25 protein-coding genes and 1 tRNA gene are annotated in these 20,342 nt (G+C 47.8%); 1 reads left to right on the top strand and 25 read right to left on the bottom strand.

The annotated features are described in order from the left end of the window. Positions 1-153: 153 nt before the first annotated feature. From J0B03_RS09245 to J0B03_RS09155, 19 genes are all read right to left on the bottom strand, one after another. A complete protein-coding gene (locus J0B03_RS09245) occupies positions 154-741 on the bottom strand; it encodes a nucleoside triphosphate pyrophosphatase (RefSeq protein ID WP_207299326.1) in 588 nt (195 codons plus the stop codon). A 12-nt stretch (positions 742-753) separates the two neighbouring features. Then, the gene (locus J0B03_RS09240; RefSeq protein WP_207299325.1) at positions 754-1,014 is read right to left on the bottom strand and encodes a DUF4321 domain-containing protein; all 261 of its coding nucleotides are present in this window, start codon (positions 1,012-1,014) and stop codon (positions 754-756) included. 160 nt (positions 1,015-1,174) lie between these two features. Beyond that, positions 1,175-2,002 carry an RnfABCDGE type electron transport complex subunit B gene (locus J0B03_RS09235; protein ID WP_246798120.1) on the bottom strand — a complete coding sequence of 276 codons (828 nt, stop codon included), beginning with the start codon at positions 2,000-2,002 and terminating at the stop codon, positions 1,175-1,177. A 12-nt stretch (positions 2,003-2,014) separates the two neighbouring features. Beyond that, positions 2,015-2,590, bottom strand: a complete 576-nt coding sequence (rsxA, locus tag J0B03_RS09230) for an electron transport complex subunit RsxA (RefSeq protein ID WP_207299324.1) — start codon at positions 2,588-2,590, stop codon at positions 2,015-2,017. A gap of 13 nt (positions 2,591-2,603) precedes the next feature. Next, on the bottom strand, positions 2,604-3,194 hold the full coding sequence (gene rsxE / locus J0B03_RS09225; protein WP_207299323.1) for an electron transport complex subunit RsxE: 591 nt from the start codon (positions 3,192-3,194) through the stop codon (positions 2,604-2,606). Between the two features lie 18 nt (positions 3,195-3,212). Beyond that, positions 3,213-3,803, bottom strand: coding sequence for an RnfABCDGE type electron transport complex subunit G (locus J0B03_RS09220; protein ID WP_207299322.1), 591 nt, complete (start codon positions 3,801-3,803; stop codon positions 3,213-3,215). Beyond that, positions 3,796-4,737, bottom strand: a complete 942-nt coding sequence (locus tag J0B03_RS09215) for an RnfABCDGE type electron transport complex subunit D (protein WP_207299321.1) — start codon at positions 4,735-4,737, stop codon at positions 3,796-3,798. The genes J0B03_RS09220 and J0B03_RS09215 overlap by 8 nt, the downstream gene beginning before the upstream one ends. Before the next feature lie 14 nt (positions 4,738-4,751). Next, the gene (rsxC, locus tag J0B03_RS09210) at positions 4,752-6,083 is read right to left on the bottom strand and encodes an electron transport complex subunit RsxC (RefSeq protein WP_374058603.1); all 1,332 of its coding nucleotides are present in this window, start codon (positions 6,081-6,083) and stop codon (positions 4,752-4,754) included. 289 nt (positions 6,084-6,372) lie between these two features. Beyond that, the gene (locus J0B03_RS09205; RefSeq protein ID WP_207299320.1) at positions 6,373-6,924 is read right to left on the bottom strand and encodes an ATP-binding protein; all 552 of its coding nucleotides are present in this window, start codon (positions 6,922-6,924) and stop codon (positions 6,373-6,375) included. Further along, a complete protein-coding gene (locus J0B03_RS09200) occupies positions 6,921-7,649 on the bottom strand; it encodes a PHP domain-containing protein (RefSeq protein WP_207299319.1) in 729 nt (242 codons plus the stop codon). The genes J0B03_RS09205 and J0B03_RS09200 overlap by 4 nt, the downstream gene beginning before the upstream one ends. After that, the gene (locus tag J0B03_RS09195; RefSeq protein ID WP_207299318.1) at positions 7,646-7,990 is read right to left on the bottom strand and encodes an AraC family transcriptional regulator; all 345 of its coding nucleotides are present in this window, start codon (positions 7,988-7,990) and stop codon (positions 7,646-7,648) included. The genes J0B03_RS09200 and J0B03_RS09195 overlap by 4 nt, the downstream gene beginning before the upstream one ends. Positions 7,991-8,004: 14 nt before the next feature. Then, positions 8,005-9,348, bottom strand: coding sequence for a [Fe-Fe] hydrogenase large subunit C-terminal domain-containing protein (locus tag J0B03_RS09190; RefSeq protein ID WP_207299317.1), 1,344 nt, complete (start codon positions 9,346-9,348; stop codon positions 8,005-8,007). A gap of 34 nt (positions 9,349-9,382) precedes the next feature. Beyond that, complete coding sequence (locus J0B03_RS09185; RefSeq protein ID WP_207299316.1) at positions 9,383-9,808, bottom strand: ATP-binding protein; 426 nt, start codon at positions 9,806-9,808, stop codon at positions 9,383-9,385. Next, positions 9,805-10,155: a DRTGG domain-containing protein gene (locus J0B03_RS09180; RefSeq protein WP_207299315.1), complete on the bottom strand. Its 351-nt coding sequence runs from the start codon at positions 10,153-10,155 to the stop codon at positions 9,805-9,807. Before J0B03_RS09180 ends, J0B03_RS09185 begins: the two co-directional genes overlap by 4 nt. Positions 10,156-10,294: 139 nt before the next feature. Next, positions 10,295-10,381, bottom strand: a tRNA-Leu gene (locus tag J0B03_RS09175). 40 nt (positions 10,382-10,421) lie between these two features. Beyond that, positions 10,422-11,036 (bottom strand): dephospho-CoA kinase, encoded by a 615-nt coding sequence (coaE, locus tag J0B03_RS09170; RefSeq protein WP_207299314.1) that lies wholly within the window; start codon positions 11,034-11,036, stop codon positions 10,422-10,424. Between the two features lie 3 nt (positions 11,037-11,039). Next, positions 11,040-12,449 (bottom strand): aminopeptidase, encoded by a 1,410-nt coding sequence (locus J0B03_RS09165; protein ID WP_207299313.1) that lies wholly within the window; start codon positions 12,447-12,449, stop codon positions 11,040-11,042. Continuing rightward, entirely contained in the window at positions 12,450-12,632 is a 183-nt protein-coding gene (locus tag J0B03_RS09160; protein WP_207299312.1) for a DUF896 domain-containing protein, read from the bottom strand. A 97-nt stretch (positions 12,633-12,729) separates the two neighbouring features. Then, positions 12,730-12,999 carry an HPr family phosphocarrier protein gene (locus J0B03_RS09155; protein ID WP_207299311.1) on the bottom strand — a complete coding sequence of 90 codons (270 nt, stop codon included), beginning with the start codon at positions 12,997-12,999 and terminating at the stop codon, positions 12,730-12,732. A gap of 147 nt (positions 13,000-13,146) precedes the next feature. Here J0B03_RS09155 and J0B03_RS09150 point away from each other — a divergent pair, with 147 nt between their 5' ends. Beyond that, positions 13,147-13,341, top strand: a complete 195-nt coding sequence (locus J0B03_RS09150; RefSeq protein ID WP_207299310.1) for a DUF1858 domain-containing protein — start codon at positions 13,147-13,149, stop codon at positions 13,339-13,341. An 87-nt stretch (positions 13,342-13,428) separates the two neighbouring features. Here J0B03_RS09150 and J0B03_RS09145 read toward each other — a convergent pair whose 3' ends face one another. The 6 genes from J0B03_RS09145 to J0B03_RS09120 form a co-directional block, all read right to left on the bottom strand. Continuing rightward, positions 13,429-14,820 (bottom strand): MFS transporter, encoded by a 1,392-nt coding sequence (locus J0B03_RS09145; protein WP_207299309.1) that lies wholly within the window; start codon positions 14,818-14,820, stop codon positions 13,429-13,431. 290 nt (positions 14,821-15,110) lie between these two features. Then, positions 15,111-16,352, bottom strand: coding sequence for a uracil-xanthine permease family protein (locus J0B03_RS09140; RefSeq protein ID WP_207299308.1), 1,242 nt, complete (start codon positions 16,350-16,352; stop codon positions 15,111-15,113). Then, complete coding sequence (pyrR, locus tag J0B03_RS09135; RefSeq protein ID WP_207299307.1) at positions 16,349-16,891, bottom strand: bifunctional pyr operon transcriptional regulator/uracil phosphoribosyltransferase PyrR; 543 nt, start codon at positions 16,889-16,891, stop codon at positions 16,349-16,351. The genes J0B03_RS09140 and pyrR overlap by 4 nt, the downstream gene beginning before the upstream one ends. A 211-nt stretch (positions 16,892-17,102) precedes the next feature. Further along, positions 17,103-17,465, bottom strand: a complete 363-nt coding sequence (locus J0B03_RS09130; protein WP_246798227.1) for a DUF1667 domain-containing protein — start codon at positions 17,463-17,465, stop codon at positions 17,103-17,105. Then, on the bottom strand, positions 17,465-18,724 hold the full coding sequence (locus J0B03_RS09125; RefSeq protein ID WP_207299305.1) for an NAD(P)/FAD-dependent oxidoreductase: 1,260 nt from the start codon (positions 18,722-18,724) through the stop codon (positions 17,465-17,467). The genes J0B03_RS09130 and J0B03_RS09125 overlap by 1 nt, the downstream gene beginning before the upstream one ends. Continuing rightward, the gene (locus J0B03_RS09120) at positions 18,721-20,169 is read right to left on the bottom strand and encodes an NAD(P)/FAD-dependent oxidoreductase (RefSeq protein ID WP_207299304.1); all 1,449 of its coding nucleotides are present in this window, start codon (positions 20,167-20,169) and stop codon (positions 18,721-18,723) included. Before J0B03_RS09120 ends, J0B03_RS09125 begins: the two co-directional genes overlap by 4 nt. Positions 20,170-20,342 lie beyond the last annotated feature (173 nt).

Genomic DNA, 20,342 nt, shown 5'->3' with positions numbered 1-20,342 from the left:
CTCTAGTTTAAACAACTACGATTATAAACTGCGAAAGTTTATTATAGCTTAATTGAAACAAAATTGCACCTACAGTATACCAATTTAAAACAATTGCCACAACAAGACAAAAGAAAAGAACCGCTGATGGCGGTTCCTTGCTTGCTTTTGTCGTCAAATGACTTTGATATCAAATTCAACCAGCATTTCGCCCAACAGACTTACGGGAAGTCCCATGGCATTCGTGTAGCACCCTTCGATGTCTTCTACCAACAAGGCGCCCTTACCGGTAATGGAGTAGGCTCCCGCCTTTCTCCATGTATCGCCGTAATTGATGTATTTTCGAATAAAATCGTCTTTCAAGTTTACAAACCGGATCTTCGTTTTCTTGTGGGTGAACATGCCCCTGTTTTCCAGCGTGTCAAAAACACAGACCCCAGTAATGATCTCATGGACCTTTCCGGAAAGCCGCTTCAGGATATCGTATGCTTCCTGTTCCGTGGTAGGCATGCCGATCAGGGTTTCCTGGATCAACATGGTGTGAGCCGCAATGATAAGTACGTCGTCGTCCTTGAGTTGCTCGGATACATCCAATGCCTTATCCAATGCAATGCGCTCCACATTTTCTTCAAAAGACAAGTATTTGTCCACCTTCTCTTCTACGTTGCTGTGTGCGATATCGAAGTCCAATCCCAAATTTTCCAGGATCTCTTTTCTTCTGGTGGACGTGGATGCCAACACGATCCTCTTTTTTTTATTCATGCTAACGCCCCTTTACTTTTTATAAAATACTGCGATCGCGGCAATAAGAAACAGGATACTGCCAAGATTCAATTTCATATACAAGCCCAAGTTCAGCTTGATGGAATGTAGATCCACGATCCAGGAACCGGATCCTTGATTGAACAGGCTCAAATCAAACCCTCTCGCAAAAATCGGGATGGTGGGTCCCAACAATTCACCGATAAATGTTCCGGCAATCAGTGAAAACAATAATATAAAGATAAAAAGCCCTTTGCTGCCGTTTACTCTCATGGTCGATTTCTCCTTCTAATTTATCCTTATTATAAATTAAATGGGCAGTCAAGTAAACAGTGTACGGAAAATTATACATTGTACACGATCTGATCCAACCTGAAAATCGATGATCCCGTTAAAAAAGCCTTCGCAAATATGCGAAGGCTTCAAGTAGACTTTATTGGTTTGCCGCCTGTTCCCGCAGCTTTTCCAATTGTCCGCTGATAGCTTTTGTCGGACATTTTTGTACACAGATTTGACACTCGGTACAACCTTCATACTTGATGAAAGCCAGATTGTTTTCAAATCCGATGGTTTTTTCCGGACAGTTTTTCACGCAGATCTGACATCCGATGCAGCCCACTTTGCAGTTGGCTTTCACGTCTTTTCCCTTGTCCAGGGAATTGCAGTCTACATGAACTCCTTTAGAAGCCGGTACCAGTTTAATGACATTTTTCGGGCAGGCGACCACGCATTTGTTGCAAGCCGTACACTTCTCCTTGTCTACAACAGCCACACCCTGGTCGTTGACATGGATGGCATCAAAAGGACATACCCGCTCGCAGGTCCCAAGACCCATGCAACCGTACTGACAGCCTTTGCTGCCGCCGTTGGCAATGTTGGCTTCCCGGCAATCCATGACACCATAATATTTTGCACGTTCCACAGCATTGTCATAAGTGCCGTTGCAAATGACCCGGGCAACCATACGCTCCCCTTCATCTGCAGCAACCCCTAAGATTTCCGCTACTTTTTCCGTTACAGCAGCACCTCCAACGGGACAGCCGTTTGCCGGTGCTTCTCCGGATGCCAGCGCTGCCGCAAAGGCATCGCAACCCGGATATCCGCAGCCGCCGCAATTGGCGCCGGGCAACACGTCTTTCAACAAAGGCACTTTTGGATCCACTTCCACGGCAAACACCCTGGACGCAAACGCCAAACCACCTCCGAAGAGCAGACCGAAGACCCCAAGCCACAATACGGGAGTTATCAATTCACCGATCATACGCTCCTCCTCCTATAACAAGCCTTGAAATCCAAGGAAGGCCATGGACATCAAGCTTGCCGTAATCAATGCAATGGGAAATCCCTGCAATGGTTGGGGCACATCTGACATCACGAGACGTTCTCGAATTCCAGCAAACAAGACGATGGCCAGGGTAAAGCCGACTGCGGCTCCAAATCCATGGACCAGCGTCTCGATAAAGTTGTATTTTTGTTCTATGTTCAAAATGGCAACACCCAAAACGGCACAGTTTGTCGTGATCAGAGGCAGATACACCCCCAACGCCTGATACAGTGTTGGACTGGACTTTTGTATGACCATTTCCACAAACTGGACCAGGGTCGCAATGACCAGAATAAATGCGATGGTCTGCAGGTACTCCAAACCAAATCGTTCCAGCACGGCGTATTGGATCACGTAGGTAATGGCACTGGCCAATACCATAACAAAAGTTACCGCCGCTCCCATGCCTACGGCTGTCTCTACTTGCTTGGATACGCCCAAAAACGGACAGATCCCCAAGAATCGAGACAACACAAAGTTATTGACCAGGATGGCACTCAATAAAATGACGAATAATTTTACCATGTCTCTCCCCCCTCTACTTCGATGCGGTCACTTTGTTTAAAAGTGCCAACAACAGACCCAGTGTCAGAAAAGCTCCCGGAGGAAGAATCATCATCAAGGCCGGCTCAAAACTCGCGCCAAGGATGGAGATCCCAAATATGCTTCCAGCACCGAAAAGTTCTCGAATGGATGCAATGATGGTCAACGCCAGGGTAAAGCCCAGACCCATTCCCAAGCCGTCCGCCAAAGAATTCATGACCGTATTTTTGGAAGCAAAGGCTTCCGCTCGAGCCAGAATGATGCAGTTGACCACGATCAATGGGATGAACAACCCCAAGGATTGATCCAATGCCGGAATATAAGCTTTCAACAACAATCCCACCAGTGTTACAAACGTGGCAATGACCACGATAAAAGCGGGGATCCGAATTTTATCCGGGATGACTTTCTTCAACAACGCGATGACCACGTTGGATCCGATCAGCACCACTGTTGTAGATAGTCCCATTCCCACTCCGTTGACGGCCGATGTGGTAACGGCCAGCGTGGGACACATGCCCAGCATCAATCGAAAGATCGGGTTTTCGGGAATAATTCCATTAAATAAGTTTTTTCCAAATTCCATGATTATTACACCTCCACCCTACTTATTAAGTTCGCCGAACACTTCAATGGAAGCATTCACACCGTCGGTCACGCCCTGGGAAGTAATGGTGGAACCGGTGATGGCGTTCACTTCATTGCCCTGGGACGTTCCGCTCTTGATAACGGACACAGGTTCGCCTGCGGACAAACCCTGGAACTGGTCCATAAACGCCGGCTCCGTGGATTTGGCTCCCAAACCAGGTGTCTCGCTGTGGCTGACCACCCGCATGCCGGTGACGGTTCCATCCAAGGCAATGCCGGTAAGGACCGTTATATTGCCTCCGTATCCTTTCGGCAAGGATTTGAAGGTATAGCCAATGATCTCTCCGCTCTTTTTCCCAATATACACTTCTTCCATGATCTCCGGATTTTCAAAACCCAGATTTTCCACCAGGGAACGAAGTTGGGCCGGATCCATTTGTTCAAAGGCATCCGCTTCCCCCAATACTTCGATCCTGGCCTGTTCATTCTGGACCCGGATCTGTTCTGCTATGATGTCTCTTGTTACGTAATTGGTCGCACCCAACAACAAGGCGGAGATGGCAGCTATGACAAACAAGACCAAAGACAACCGTACTATTTCACGCATCGCCCTTCACCTCCCCGTAAATTTTAGGCATACTGAATCGTTCGATCAACGGAGTTGCCACATTCATCAACAAGATGGAATAGGAGACCCCTTCCGGGTATCCTCCCCAAAGTCGAATGACGCTGGTAATGATCCCGCAGCCCAAAGCATAAATGATCTGGCCCCGAACCGTTACCGGCGAAGAGGAATAGTCCGTTGCCATAAAAAACGCTCCAAGCAGCAAACCACCAGCCATGGCGTGGTACAGGGGATCTTGCCCTGCTGCAAACGTAAATACCATGACCGTTCCAATAAAGATGACCGGGATCCTCCAACTGATCACTTGTCGCACGATGAGATAGATCCCTCCGATCAACAAGGCCAAGGCCGAAATTTCACCAATGGATCCTCCAATGTTTCCCATAAACAAGTCCATGTAGCTAGGCAATCCGGCTGCTGTCACTTCTCCGCTCTTTAAAAGTGCAAGAGGAGTGGCCGTTGTGTACGTATCCGTAACAAATGCTGCAGAGGTCATTCTCGTCGGCCAGGATGCCAGCAAAAATGCCCTTGCCGCCAAGGCCGGATTGATGAAGTTCTGTCCGATACCGCCAAAGGCCTGCTTTACGATGGCAATGGCAAATATGGATCCGATGACAGCCAACCACCAGGGCGCTGTCACAGGCAAGTTGAATCCAAGAAGGATTCCCGTGACCACTGCACTCCAATCGGTGACGGTAACTTTTCTTTTCATGATGAATCTCTGTACGACAAACTCGGTCAATACGCTGGTGACGATGCAAATCAACGTCAAAATTGCCGCATTGATCCCCAAAAATATGATTCCGGCCGCCATGGCAGGCAACAGGGCAATGACCACATCCCGCATGATGGATGCAGTACTATGGGATGCCCGGATGTGCGGCGATGATGAGACGGTTAACAATTGTTCATTCATGATCCTTTATCCCCCTAGTTTCCTTTTCTGCTGCTTGCGATGATTTCCCTTTTTGCGACTCGAATGGACGAAACCAACGTTCGTTTTGCCGGACATATAAAGGAGCAGCTTCCGCATTCCACGCAATCCAGTGCATGGTATTTTTTGCAAGTGTCATAATCTCCTCGGAGGGAGTATTCGGAAAGGTATAAAGGCAACAGCTTCACTGGACAAACACTGACGCATTTTCCACACCGAATGCAAGCCGACGGTTCTTCCACATGAGCATCTTTTTCATTGAGACAAAGGATCCCGGACGTTCCTTTTATGACGGGGATCTCCGACGAAAATTGTGCGATTCCCATCATGGGTCCACCATTGATGATCTTTGCCGGCGGTTCGCTGAATCCTCCACACTCGTCGATCAGATGATTCACAGAAGTTCCGATCTTTACCATCAATGTTTGGGGATCTGCTATGGCACTGCCGGTAACAGTGACTACCCGCTCCACCAAAGGCATTCCCAGCTGGATGGCGTCGCTGACGGCAACAGCCGTACCTACATTGGACACCACCACACCTGCATCCATGGGCAATCCACCGGAAGGTACTTCACGGCCGGTAACGGCAGTGATCAACTGTTTTTCCGAACCTTGAGGATATTTGGTATGGAGTGAAAATACTTCGATTTTCCCTTTGTCGTCGATGGCCTGGTATATGGCCTCCAACGCTTCCGGCTTGTTGTCTTCGATTCCGATAAAGCCTTTGTCCACGCCCAAAACCTTCATCATGGCTTTCAACCCATAAATGATTTTTTCGGGATAGACCCGCATAAGCTGGTCGTCTGTGGTCAGGTACGGCTCACATTCTGCCGCATTGATCACGACAAAGTCGATCTTCTTGTCCGGTGGCGGCGACAATTTGACATGGGTGGGAAAGGTTGCTCCACCCAATCCGACAATTCCGGCATTCAAGATGATCTCCTTGATCGCTGCCGGTTCCAGGTTATCCAGTTCGCCTTTGGGTACCACCTCTTCCGACAGGGTCTCCAAACCATCATTCTGGATCACCACCGACATCACCTGCTGGCCGTTGGGATGGAGTCTCGGTTCTACTGCCACTACTTGACCCGATACGCTGGCATGGATCGGTACAGATACAAATCCGTTTGGATCTCCGATCCGTTGTCCTTTTTTTACCGTATCCCCTTTCTTTACCATGGGAGTACACGGCGCACCAATATGCAATGACATGGGGATCACGACCTGATCCGGCGTTCTGGCTACTTTCAGGGGCTTGTCCTTTGTCAACTCCTTGCGATACGGAGGATGGATCCCACCCTTGAATGTTGAATGTTTCACATCCATTACTTAACACCTCACATTGTATGAATATTGTATACAAGTTCTATAATCTTACCCATTATACCATATCAGCTCCACGTATCAAGACTTCTGATTTGTTAATAATTAAACGTTTTTGCTGAAACGTAATAGGACGATTGTTCTCATTTTAATACATATATCTCAAATAATAAAGCTGAATTTCCTGATTTCAGGCTAATTATACATTTTTTTTGAAAATCATCGATAATGATTTTAATAAATATGGATCGTTTTAAAAGATCTTTGATATTTTTTAAACAAATAACCGGATTTAACGTTGGTCTTCCAATTCTGCCAACCCTTCCCTTACATATCCCCTGACCCAGCGGATCACCTCCATGTCATTCAAATCCACCTTGTCTCCCAGCATCTGTCGGATCTCCCTGGTGTCCAGTCGAAAGGTTTCCCCTCCTATTCGATGCACATAAATAAAATCAGCCTTGTTCAATCCCAAGATCACGGCAGTTATGGTAGAGACCATGTTCCCCAAAGGTGCCCGATCGATGTGATCGTACTGAAAACGTGCAAGGACCACTGTGCCGACGTTTTCCTTGGATAATAATTTCAAGGATCCGCCGGAACGTTTTGCCGATGCTTCAAAAAGAGAAAGACCCAATCCAACGGGTCTGGTCGTCCTACTGGTGGTGAACGGATCCATTGCCCTGCTTCTAAATTCCTTGGGCATCCCTTTGCCGTTATCGCTGATTTTTATCAGAAGTTTGTTTTGAACCGGTTCTTCCACAATGGTCAATTTTACAAGGGTGGCTTCGGCTTTTAATGCGTTTTCGATGATGTCGTTGATATGCAGTGACAATTCTTTCATGACTCACTTCCTCGGATTTTTTGAATGACCTCCATGGGATCTTTTTCCTTTAGATGGAGAAAAAAAGACCTCTCCAACATCTGATGCAGATAATGGGCATCTGAAGAACGAAAGATCCTCAAGTCCTTGATCATGGAATCCATTAGCGTATTGTCTCCTTGCTTGTAGTTCGAGGAGAGCTCTACGCTGCGGAGATGAAGATCCGGGGGTATGAACCCCAGGTTGGCGATCAGGCTGAAGCTCTTCTTGTCGATATGGGCCGGGAGTATGGCTCCTTCCATCTTTTCCACCAATGTCTTCAAGTCACCAAGGGACAGGTCCACGGCATTGATCAACAGGTCGCCGATCTTTCCGATGCACTCGTCCTCCTCATTCAATATGAGCTGTGCCCCAAAAAACTTTTCATTGTTTGGTATCTTCGGCAAGCGCTTCATGATGATCTCATCCAATTCCATGGCCCGTTCCAGATTTGGTAGATATGCCAACACGTGGATCTCCTCTTTCGTATTCACTTCGATCCCGGGGAGGAATCCGAGGTTTGCTTCCCGGGCCAAAGCATCCACTGCAGGAAGATTGGCTCCACTATTATGGTCGGTGACGGAAATGACATCCAATCCTTTCAGTAGCGCCATGTTGACGATGTTGTTTGGCGTCATGTCTTCATCGCCGCATGGTGACAGGCAGGAGTGGATATGAAGATCTACTGCAAAGGCCTTGTTTTTCATGACTCCATTTTTTCTTTTAGAAAACAAGCGATGTTATACGCGGTCCAGGGAGATACCAGCAATGGGATGTTTTCCTCCAATGCCTTCTTTTGGGTGTCTTCATCAGGAGTGCAGCCTTCCGGCAGGATGATGCAGCTCATTTCCAGCAATACTGCCACTGCCACGATGTTGATGTGGGTCTGGACGGTGATCCAGGCACAATTCTGCTCGGAATGGCTCATGACCCAGCTGAGAAGGTCGCCTATATACACACTTCCGATCTCCTTGTTGGTTTCCACACCGGGGTTGGCCAGTTGGAATTTTTCATGTGCCAGTAAAGCATCCACAGAATACGTTTTCATGATTTTCACACCTTTCATGACTTGGTTGTTCCTTCAAAGGGTCTATTCGTCTGCTCCTTGCTTATACTCGAATTTTTATTGTCTTTCAACAAGTTGTTGTATGCTTCCTTCAGTCGGAAAATGCATTCTTCTTCCTTGATGAATCCACACACCACATCTTCGGCAAAAGCCTGACAATTTGGCGATCCGCAGGTTCCGCAATTGATCCCCGGCAAACGGGATTCCACTCCTTCGATCTGTTCCAGCATCTGCAATGCCTTTGCCAAATCCTTGTGGATCGGTTTTTGGGGCATGGGCAAAATCTCCTCATGCCGATTTAAAAATCCGCTTTTGTAATACTCCCGGATCATTTCATCCGTGATGTCATTTTTTGCTTCATCTTTTTCTTTTGTTCGGTCGAACAGCCGTTTCTTCGCTATGTAATTGTTTTCCACTGTGAAACAACCGCCGACGCACCCACCGATACAACTCATGCCCTCAAAAAAATCCAACCCCCGAAGCCGTCCTGCTTCGATCTCATCCAGTACGTCGATGACGTTGTGGATGCCGTCTACATTGATGATCTGCTTGTCTGCCACAAAGCTGGACTCCCCGCCGGATTGGGCCCATAAAAGCCCTCTGGTGGTGGAGATTTGAAGATCTTCCTCTTCTACGGTCTTCAACCGGTGAAGGATGTCCGGATAGATGTCGCTGATGGCTACGGCGGCATCTACACTGGATTTTGCGCTGTCCCAAGGAATGTAACTATGTATGGTGGTAGTTTTTGCCGCACAGGGCGTCACGAAAACGATTTCCATATCGTCGTCCGCCAACCCTTTTTCTTCCTTCAGTTTTTTCCGAATGATCCTTGCCGTCACTTCCATTGGCGATTCCAGGGAAATCAAATTGTCCACCAATTCGGGAAAACGAACCTGAATGAGCCGCACCACTGCGGGACAGGCTGTGGAGATCAGCGGTCTTGGAGCATCCGGTTTTTCCAGCTCGTACTGGATGGCTTTTCCGACGATCTCCGCCCCGTATGCCATTTCAAAAACTTCATCAAAGCCAACGCTTTTCAACGCACTCAAAATCCGATTGATGCTGAATGTGGACTTAAACTGAGAAATCAACGTCGGGGATGGGATGGCCACTCTATACTTTCTTTTATCCAAACTGTCCATCGTATCCGTTATTGCTTTTCGTGCACCATTGGGACAAACCCTTATGCATTCACCACAGTCGATGCAGCGGTCTGTGATAATGGTAGCCTTGCCGTGACGGATCCGCGTGGCTTCCGTTGGGCAATAGCGCAAGCAGGTAAGACAACCGTTGCATTGATCCAAATCCAGATAAACCGAGTGAACCGACTCGTTATTCATCATTACACCACCTTTGCAGCACAACCAAAATCGATCAAGTCAACCAAAAGGTCATTTTTATGGTCGTCCCTTGTGGAACTTGGGAATCGATTTCAAAGACATCCGAGCATTTTTTCATGTTGGGAAGACCCATGCCGGCGCCAAATCCCATTTCTCTGATCTCAGCAGTGGCCGTGGACCATCCTTCCGTCATGGCCAAATCGATATCCGGTATTCCCGGCCCGAAGTCCTGGGTACAAACCAATACTTTGTCCGTATCGATCTTCGCCGAAATCCTCCCTCCATTGGAGTGTATGGCAATATTCATCTCAGCTTCGTAAGAAGCGATGGCCACCCGTCGAACGATTTTAGGGTCTACACCGATCCTCTGCAGCGTCCTTTTGATGATGCGGGACACGTCTCCCGCAACAACAAAGTCCCTGTTGTTTACATTATATTCCATTTCATAGATATTTGTCATGGTTCTAATGGCTCTCCCAGTCCTTTCTTATATAAAATACCGCAACATTCATACATGGGTAGCTCTGTCGACAGAACCACCATGTCCAGTTCTTTTGCTTCCTGTACCAGAGTGTCGTCGGGCAATTTCCCCCAAACAAAGATCAACGTGCGTATGTTGGCCATTTCCGCCGTCTTCAGAACATGGATGTTTGTCAACCCGGTGATGAGCACCATGTCCTTGTCCGCCAATCGCAAAACCTCGCTCATTAAATCGCAGGCACAAGCGTAGGCCACTTCCCTTTTCAAATGTTCTTCTCCACACAACACTTTTGCATCAATAAATTCTTTTATTTCCAGCAACTTCATGCGCTACCTCCCCGTTTCCTACGATTCTCCCTTTTGTCGATGTTCTTTCCACTTCATTTTAACACAACGACAAAAAGATATCCACGCAGGAACATCTTCAAAAGTGTGCTATTTTTTTCATTGAAAATGGGCAAAAAAATGGTGCGAAGGGGGGGACTTGAACCCCCACGGAATTTCTTCCACATGCCCCTCAAGCATGCGCGTCTGCCGGTTCCGCCACCCTCGCACATAGGTTTATAATATACAACTGATATTATAAACGCTATCTATCCAATTGACAAGAGTATTTTGAAAGACTTTTCCCACAGATGCACTGCGACCCGGCTCAGTGCTTCCATGGAACCGTCGTTCCATACCACAGAGTGAACGTATGCTTCTTTCTCTTCATCAGGCATTTGAGCATCCATTCTTGCCTTTGCCTCTTCTTCGGTGATCCCGCTCCGCGCGACGATCCGCCGGATCCGTTCTTTCTCCGGCGCCCGGACCAGCCAGATCCGGTCTGCCTGATGAAAAAGTTTCTCCTCCACCATCAAGGGACAATCGTAGACCAGCCAGGATGTACCCTTTTGTTTTTCTTCCTCCACCTTTTTGTAAAACAATGCTTCGACCTGGGGATGAACGATGCCGTTCAGTCGCTTTCTCGCTTTTTCATCGTGAAAGACGATGGCTGCCAGAGCTTTCCGATCCAAAGACCCGTCTTCCAGAACAACGGCAGGACCGAACGCTTCCACCACTTCCGTCAAACCAGGGGTCCCCGGTTCCACCGCTTTTCGGGCCAAATCGTCTGCGTCGATGACGGGTGCTCCCAGCTCCCTGTTCAATATTTTGGCCACTGCCGTTTTCCCAGAACCAATGCCTCCGGTGATCCCAAGTATTTTCATTTTTTACAAGTCGCTTTCATAAAAGGTTTTGAAAGCCAGATACATGGCATAAATATCCGCCTTGGAAGCCAGCTCCCATGGAGAGTGCATGCTCAGTAGACCGATGCCGCAGTCCATGACATCCATCCCTAGTTCTGCCGGTATGAATGCGATGGTCCCACCGCCTCCCATATCCACTTTGCCCAATTCGCCGATTTGCCACGGCACTTTTTTCTGGTTGAACAAACGGCGGATCTCCCCGACGAATTCTGCATGGGCGTCGTTGCTGGAGTTTTTACCTCGAACTCCCGTATATTTGGTCAGTACCACCCCTTCCCCAAGGTATGCTGCATTGCGCTTGTCATGGGTATTAGGGAAATTGGGATCAAAAGCTGCATTGACGTCCGCTGATAGAAACTTGGATCGTTGAAGCGCTCTTCGAAGGACCCTCTCCACGGATCCGTCCATAGCGCAACTCAACAATTCATAGACCACATTCTCAAAAAATCGGGAGCTCATGCTGGTATCTCCGACGCTGCCTATTTCTTCCTTATCCACAAAAAGACCAAAAACGGATTTGCCGATGTTCTCTGCATCAAAGATTGCTTTCAAGCTGGTGTAGGCGCAAACCCGGTCGTCATGACCATAAGCACCGATAACACTGCGGTCAAAACCCACATCCCTTGCCTTGCCTGCTGGTACCACTTCCAACTCGGCGGAAATAAAATCTTCCTCCACCATGCCGTACTTTTCATGAAGAAGTTGCAGCACATTGGTCTTGAACCGTTCCTTTTCTTCCTTGTCCTCCGCCGGGATGCTACCTACAAGAACATTGAGCATCTCTCCTTCAACAGCATCCGACAACTTCTTCTCCATCATCTCTCTGGACAAGTGGGGCAGCAGATCCGTGATGAAAAAGACAGGATCCGATTCTTCTTCTCCAATGGAAATGGAAATCTGGCTGCCGTCCGCCCGAACCACGGTACCGTGTATGGCCAAGGGCAGGGTCACCCATTGGTATTTCTTCACGCCGCCATAATAATGGGTCTTTAAAAAGGCCAGCTTGCCGTCTTCATAAAGAGGGGCCTGTTTTACATCCAGACGCGGTACATCCACGTGAGAGCCCACCATGAGAAAACCTTGTTCCGGGTCCATGTTTCCCATCCGAAAAAGAACCACTTGTTTTCCCTTGTGTTGCGCATACACTTTATCGCCGACGCCGATCTTTTCCCCCTGGTCCACATAATGATCCAAGGATCGAAACCCTTCCTCTTCCGCCATGGCAATGATCCGCTGGATAGACATCCGTTCCGTTTTCCCTTGATCCAAAAATTCCTTGTAGCCTTCTCCGAAAGAATGGATCTGGGGATGAAGATCCTTCAATCCTTCCCAGGCATTGATATTTTCCCTCTTCAACGTTGTCTTCTTCTCCATTTAATATCCTCCATCCTCATCCACAAGTTCAATATTCTCCAACTGGGCCCGGAAGTTTTTTCGAAAATCGGCCAGGTATTCTTCCCGCAATTCCTTTTGTTCCGCCGCTTCTTCCGGTGTCAATCCGGTATCCTTCTTTTTCCTTGCCAGTTCGTTGATCCGTTCCATTTTTTCCTTGTTCATACATCATTCCTCCGATTCGTTCTTCTTACATATAATACCATAAAATCTTGCAACATAAAAAAAAAGATAATTTTCATTATCTCTTTTCCCTTTTGTTCTATTCTTCTTCACCCAGGCTGTTTTCCACCAATTCCACCAAGGCTTCCAAGGCTTCCTGCTCGTCGGATCCACTGGCTTCGATGATGATTTCCGCTCCCTTGTTAACTCCCATGACCATGACCCCCATAATGCTTTTGGCACTGACGGTGGCCGTTTCCTTTTTTATATAAATGTCGCTTTTGAACCGATTGGCCAATTCTACAAATCGTGCCGCCGGTCTGGCATGAAGCCCCAACTTGTTTTGGACCACTACCTTTTTGTAAACCATTACATCACCCCTGTTAACGTATTGCAAAACCCTATCTTTATTATACAGGTTATTTATTTTTTATCAAATATATTTGAAAATTCGTTGGAGATTATTCCAATTATCAAAACCTGTGATATAATGAAAATAATTTGGAGGTGAACGTCAATGAAGATCACAAAAGAAATGGGTATTATGTCCGCCGTGGACAGCTATCCGGAAACCATAGATGTTTTTCAACGATTCGGGATGCACTGTTTTGGGTGCATGGCTGCAAGATTTGAAAACATCGAAGAAGGTGCCGTTGCTCATGGGATCGACGTGGATTCCCTGATCAACGCTTTAAACGAAGCAGTACAATAAGCAGCTGCAAAATATTTGCGGGTCTAAGTTTCTGCACTTCAACAAAACGGCATCCTCTTTTCAGAGGGTGCCGTTTTGTAGTTGAGTCTATTGCGCAGCTTTTACTTTTCTTTCTTCGATCTCTCTCTCGTATATTTCCAATTTCTCCTGGTTCAATTTGTAACCGAATCCCAAGATGACGGAGGAAAGCAGCATGAAGATCGCCGGGATCAATACAAATACAGTAATGACCGCGTCGGTCAATTCTTTCGATGCTGTGGCAGGATCGGCTGTTGCTACAAAACCGGCTGTTGCCAATACGAAAGGAATTACCGTACCTCTGGAAATAATGGCTGTCTTCAGAGACAAGTTCATCAGACCCATGATCCAAGCAGTTGCAGTCTGGCCGGTTTTCCACTCACTGTACACGGCAACATCGGAGTACAATGTGACCATGGTGGCTCGAAGCACCCCAAGAAAGATGGCTGCCGTGATCACTGCGATCAAGAACAACACGATGTTGTATCCAACGATCTTCGCTACGATCAGGGCGGCACTGCAAAGAACCAAAGATATGATGGATGCCGCTCTGGAGGAAATTTTCTGTGTCAGCGGTGCGGCCAAGTAGGATCCAACCAACTGTGCGAGAGATACCAGCAATAGATACGTGGCGAGCAATCCCGCATTTTTGGGAACATAGGTGAAATAATACGCCGCTGCCGCCGTCATGATGAAGCTGGCCATATAGCGGAAGAAATCACCAATGAGAAGAATGATCAAATAATGATTGGTCCCTGCCATTTTCAGCATTTGGATCAATCCCAAGCGAGGCTTGGTCGACTTGTTCGCAGCAACCTCCGCACCAGTTTCTTCATAGCCTTCGGTCATTTTGAAATGGAACCAATAGCCCAGTAGCATGATAAAGGCAAATGTTCCGGCCAAAAGAGTATAGCCTAAAACTTCATTTCCCGTGACTCTACCATAAAGAGCGGCCAAATTTGCTCCCGTATAAGAAAATATGATTCCTGCCCCAGCTCCCCAAGTTGCACGTCGGGATGATAGAAGACCACGTTCACTGGGTTTTGTCGCAAGAAGAGGGATCAGTGCAATATTTGCCACCCAAGGAATATTCCATGCAATGTGACTGATAACAAAACCCAATGTTACGATGATGGCGCCGATGGCATCTCCACCGATTTTTGTAAACTGAAACATATACAAGACCACTACAATGGGCGGACAGATCAGCAACCAGGAACGGTACTTGCCCCATTTCAAAGGCTTTATACTGTCAATGAATGCTCCGTAAAAGGGAGAAAGCAGTGCATCACCGATACTGGTAGCGGTACCGATCACGGCAACCGTTGCCAGCGGAAACTTGGCTACATTGGTAAGGAAGAAAACGAAGAAATACATTTCCACCAATGTCATCAAAGAAAATCCCATGTCTCCGACTCCAAAAAAAGTTCGAATCGTTTTGCTTAAAGGTTTCTTTTCCAAAAAAATCACTCCTTTATATTTTTTTTGAAACAAGTATAGACATTGTAAATGTCATACTCATTTCATTTTTATAATTTATTATACATTTTTTGATTTGATATTTCAAATGAATTTTAATATCGTTTAAAGTTTTACAATTTTTAACACAATGTTCATTTTCGACCTATTGTGTTTTTTTATTTTCCAAGTTAAAAAAACTCCCAAGCAGATCATCCAATTCCAATGAATCGGAGGTTCCGCCTGGGAGGCAATTTTAAAAACGGCTCTTATTTTTTTCCAAATTCAACAGATCAAATATCCGAAGGAAGGACCTTGTTCAATACGATCCCAATAAATGCAGCAATGGCCAGTCCGGAGATGGACAAGGTTCCACCGATGAATATATTGTCAATGGCGATCCCGGTAACCAGGATCAAGGATGCAATGATCAAATTTCTGCTGTGGGCAAAATCCAGTTGGGCTTCCACCATGGTCCGAACGCCAACGCTGGCGATCATACCGAAAAGGATGATGCTGACTCCACCCATGACAGCTGTAGGTATGGAGTTGATCAATGCCCCAAATTTGCCGATCAGGCTCAAGACGATGGCAAAAATGGCTGCTAGTCGCAATACGGAGGGATCGTATACTTTTGTGACCGCCAATACTCCCGTGTTTTCGCTGTAGGTGGTATTGGCCGGTCCACCAAGAAATCCGGCAAGAATGGTTGCAAGTCCGTCACCCAGCATGGTGCGATGGACACCAGGATCTTTAAAGAAGTCTTTACCGACAACGGCACCATTGGTAGTAATGTCCCCAAAGTGTTCAATGAATATGACCATGGCGATAGGCGCGATGGCAGTAATGGCAGCCAGATTGAATGTCGGCAATGTTGTGACCGTTTCCCAGGCAACACCGGACATTCCCAACCAGCCGGCTTCCTGGATGCCCGTAAAGTTTACCATCCCCATGGCAGCTGCGGCGATATAACCGACGACGACAGACGCTAAAATCGGTACCAGTTTGAAAAATCCTTTGGCAAAAATGGATACGATGATCATGGTTAGGATAACGATGGATGCAACGATGATGGATTTCCCGTCCACAGACCCCGTCTGGGTGGCTCCATCATAAGCATAACCGGCCATGCTCAATGCTACAGGGCTTAACCGCAGACCGATTACGATGATCACCGGACCGGTGACGATGGGAGGAAAGAAGGAACGGATCGTATCTGCTCCGGCAATTTGTATGATCCAGGCCATCAAGACATAAACGATGCCCGCTCCAATGACTCCGCCTTTTACCGATCCGATACCGTATTGGGACAGGGTCATGGCCAAGGCTCCTATAAATGCAAAACTGGATCCCAAAAATACCGGAACCTTTCTCTTTGTCACTGCGTGAAAAATCAATGTACCCAAACCTGCACTGAGAAGAGCCACCGATGTGTCCATTCCCGTCAAGATCGGCACCAGCACCGTGGCCCCAAACATGGCCAACAAGTGCTGAAACCCTAAGATCGCTTTTTTCCCTGCTGATAGTGTGTTCATTCTATTCCTCCTCTTTTTGTTAATACCACTGCATCTTTTCCATCTTGTTCCTTCAACAAGACTTGGATCATTTCTTCCCTGGATGTGGGAACGTTCTTCCCTGTGTAATCCGGTCGAATGGGAAGTTCCCGATGTCCCCGGTCGATGACGACAGCCAGTTGGATCTTTTGGGGACGGCCCTTGTCCATGACTGCATTGATGGCCGCCCGGCAGGTTCGTCCGGTGTAGATGACATCGTCTACCAATACCACATTTTTGTCTTTTACATCCACATCGATGCGGCTTGATCTTCGGTTTTCCCCAGTCTCTTCCTTGTCGTCTCGATAGGCTGTGATGTCCACCGAACCCAAAACCACCTTCCCATTCTCAAAGGATTCGATGTTTTCCGCGATCCGCTTGGCAATGGGCATGCCCCGTGTTCGTATGCCCAAAATGACCAAACCTTCGATCCCTTTGTTTTTTTCCACGATTTCATGGGAAATTCTCGTGATGGCCCGTTGAAGTGCACTCTCATCCAGAATTTCGATCCGATCGGTCATGTCCACCCTCCTTTTCAACCAATGGTTTCTGCACAAAAAAAAAATCTTTTTACGGCATGGTAAAAAGATTCTGCGTACGACTCTATGCATCACCTTACCAGCCTCACAGGACCAACTTAAAGGTAAATTCCTACTATAGTGTACACCAATTCTTTTTTGATGTAAATAAAAAAAAGAGGCACATTCGAAAAAAAAGCGAATGTGCCCAATATCATCCTTTTACGACGTCCCGGGTGACCACTACATCGTTGTCTTCTCCAAATATGCCTTCCAGGACCACCATTCCTTCGGAACACGGCGCCTCTACCATCACCTTGTTCAACATGTCCATCAATTCCATGATCCGCCCTTTTGGGATGGGGGAGACTGTTTTTACGGAAGTCACCGGTTCCAGTCCGCCCACAACGCCAATGGTGGAGGTGACGATCCTTCTGGGATCCGTCCATTCGTTGATCCCGTAATCCAGTCCACGCTTGCATCGATTTCCGGTCACGTCGATGCTTCCATCCTTCTCCTCTTTTACATGAAGAGAACAACCGATGGGACAAACCACACAGGTAAAGTTTTTCTCCATCACTTCTCACCTCCCTGCACCTGAAAAACCAATTCCTTGCCGGCAGCCTGGTCCAGTACATTCCCTGGTACTTGCAAGCTGGCCATCTCTCCCGGCATCAACCGTTCAAACTTTTTGGAGAGTAGGACTTTTCCATCCACCGTTGCTTCTATAGAGGCATTTGCATAGACCCGATCCACCCGCATGTACATTTTGGTCCGCTGGGTGTCTTTCGTGATCTCCACCGACTGGGGGACCACATAAGTGATCCCGGCTGTCCCGACGGTTTTTGCAAAATCACCTTTTTCGGATGCATTTTTAATGTACTCGACAGCACCCATGGCCGCCGTCTCCGCCTCCTCGGATACGTAATCCACCAGATCGTGGACATGGAGCACGTTGCCGCAGGCGAAGATTCCGGGTACGGAAGTTTCTCTTGTCTGGGTGACCACCGGCCCCTTGGTTGTCGGATCCATGTGAATGCCGCATTGATTGGACAACTCGTTTTCAGGGATCAGTCCTACGGAGAGCAACAGGGTGTCGCAAGCAACATATTCTTCCGTTCCATCTATGGGTTTTCGATTCTCGTCCACTTGTGCCACCGTCACTCCTTCCAGACGACTCTTCCCGTGTATGGAAAGTATGGTGTGACTCAAGTGAAGGGGAATATCAAAATCATCCAGGCATTGGACGATGTTTCTGGTCAATCCGTTGGAATACGGCATCAATTCATAGACCCCTTTGACTTTTGCACCCTCCAGGGTCATTCTTCTGGCCATGATCAATCCGATGTCTCCCGAACCCAAGATCACCACCTCCCTGCCGGGCATGAACCCTTCCAGGTTGATGAATCGTTGGGCCGTTCCTGCGGTAAATACGCCGGAAGGACGGTCTCCTGCAATGTTGATGGCTCCCCTGGTACGCTCCCGACATCCCATGGCCAGGATCACGCTTTTGGCTTTTAAAACCTGGAATCCATTTTTTTCGCTAAGGGTATGGACTTCCTTGTCGGCAGTCACTTTAAGCACCATGGTTTCCGTTGCCACCTCGATGGACGACTCCTGCAGCCGCCGAATATAGCGCTGGCTGTATTCCGGTCCGGTCAATTCCTCCTTGAACTTGTGCAGGCCGAAACCGTTATGGATACACTGGTTGAGAATGCCGCCAAGCATGTAGTCCCGCTCTACGACCAAGATCTTTTCCACGCCTGCTTCGTATGCTGTAACGGCCGCCGCCAATCCAGCCGGACCGCCGCCTACTACAATGATATCGTAGATCATTTCTTCATCCCTCCCAGTCCTTTTTTGGTGATCCCCGTCAGAATATTGGAACCTTTGTTGTTTTTTGTGATCTCCAGCATGTCCAGATCAAGTTCTCGCGTCATGATCTCCATGACCCGGGGAGTGCAGAATCCGCCCTGGCATCGACCGGAAGTGACTCTTGCCCTGCGCTTGATGCCGTCGATGCTTCTCACCGGGATGGATCGGTGAAGGACATCGACGATCTCCCCCTCTGAGATGCTTTCACACCGACAGACGATCTTGCCAAATCGCCGATCCTGGACGATCAGTTCATTGATCTCTTCATTGGACATCCGATCCATTCGAATGTAAGGCGCCCGGTAAGAGATGTAGTTCTTCTTTTCTTTCATTGCCAATCCGGCATCATCCAGCATCCCTACGACTTCTTTTGCCATGGCTGGAGAGGAAGTGAGTCCCGGTGAATCGATGCCCACCAGATTGATGAAACCGGTCAAGGTTTCTTCCATGATGAAATCATAGGTCTCCAGGGAGGATCGAAGCCCCGCATATTGAGTGATCACTTTGCTCATGTCCAGCTTCGGCACCGTCCGTCTCGCCTGGGTCGCCACTTCCTGCAATCCTTCCCTGGTGGTAAGCAGGGATTCCTTGTCATCCACATGCTGGGCATTGGGACCGATCATCAGGTTCCCGTGGATCGTCGGCGTGACCAGGATCCCCTTGGAATCCTTTTTCGGCGTTTGAAACAACACAGACCCCACCGTACCTCCCACTTCCTTGTCAAAGAGCAGATACTCTCCTTTTCTGGGGGTGATCTTAAAGGAACCGGCACCTGCCATCCCCGCAATGACATCGCTGTATAATCCGGCGGCATTGACGACGAATCGGGTTTGGAACACCTGATTTCCACTGTATACCAGGTATCCGGATCCCCCTTTTTTGATGGCGGTGACCGGCGTTTCCAAATGAAACTCCACCCCGTTGTCTCCTGCATTCTCCGCCAGGGCGATGGTAAATTCAAAAGGAGAAATGATGCCGGCGCTGCCGCAATACAAGGCGGAGTGTATGTTGGGATTTACGTTGGGTTCATTGGCCAACACAAAATCCCGACCCACCAGGGAGATGTTTCTTGTGTTGTTTTTCATGCCTTTTTCGTACAGTTTTTTCAATTCTTCATGGTCGTTCTCATCAAACGCCAAAACATAGGATCCGCACTTGTTAAAACCAAACTGGAGGTCCTTGTCCAGTTCCTTGAACATGGCGTTTCCATCCACGCCCAGTCTGGCCTTTAACGTACCCGGCTCCCCGTCGTATCCACCATGGACGATCCCGCTGTTTGCCTTGCTGGTGCCGTTGCTCACATCGGAATCCTTTTCCAATACGCCCACGGACAAATCAAATCGGGACAACTCTCTTGCCACCGCACATCCTACCACGCCTGCTCCGATAATCAACACGTCATACATTTGATCACTCCTCGATTCATCATTCAAACCGCTAACTCCGGTTTGTAAAAAACAAAAAAGCCGCTACAAACAACTGTCGAAAGACAACTGTCTGCACGGCCTCACTTTTACACTGGCTCGAATTATTCTGTTGACCAAAGTGTATCATATCTTCCTGGTCAATGCAACAAATA

This window comes from Alkalibacter rhizosphaerae, assembly GCF_017352215.1.
GTDB classification, from domain to species: Bacteria; Bacillota; Clostridia; order Eubacteriales; family Alkalibacteraceae; genus Alkalibacter; species Alkalibacter rhizosphaerae.
This window is presented reverse-complemented; position numbering and strand designations above follow the sequence as displayed.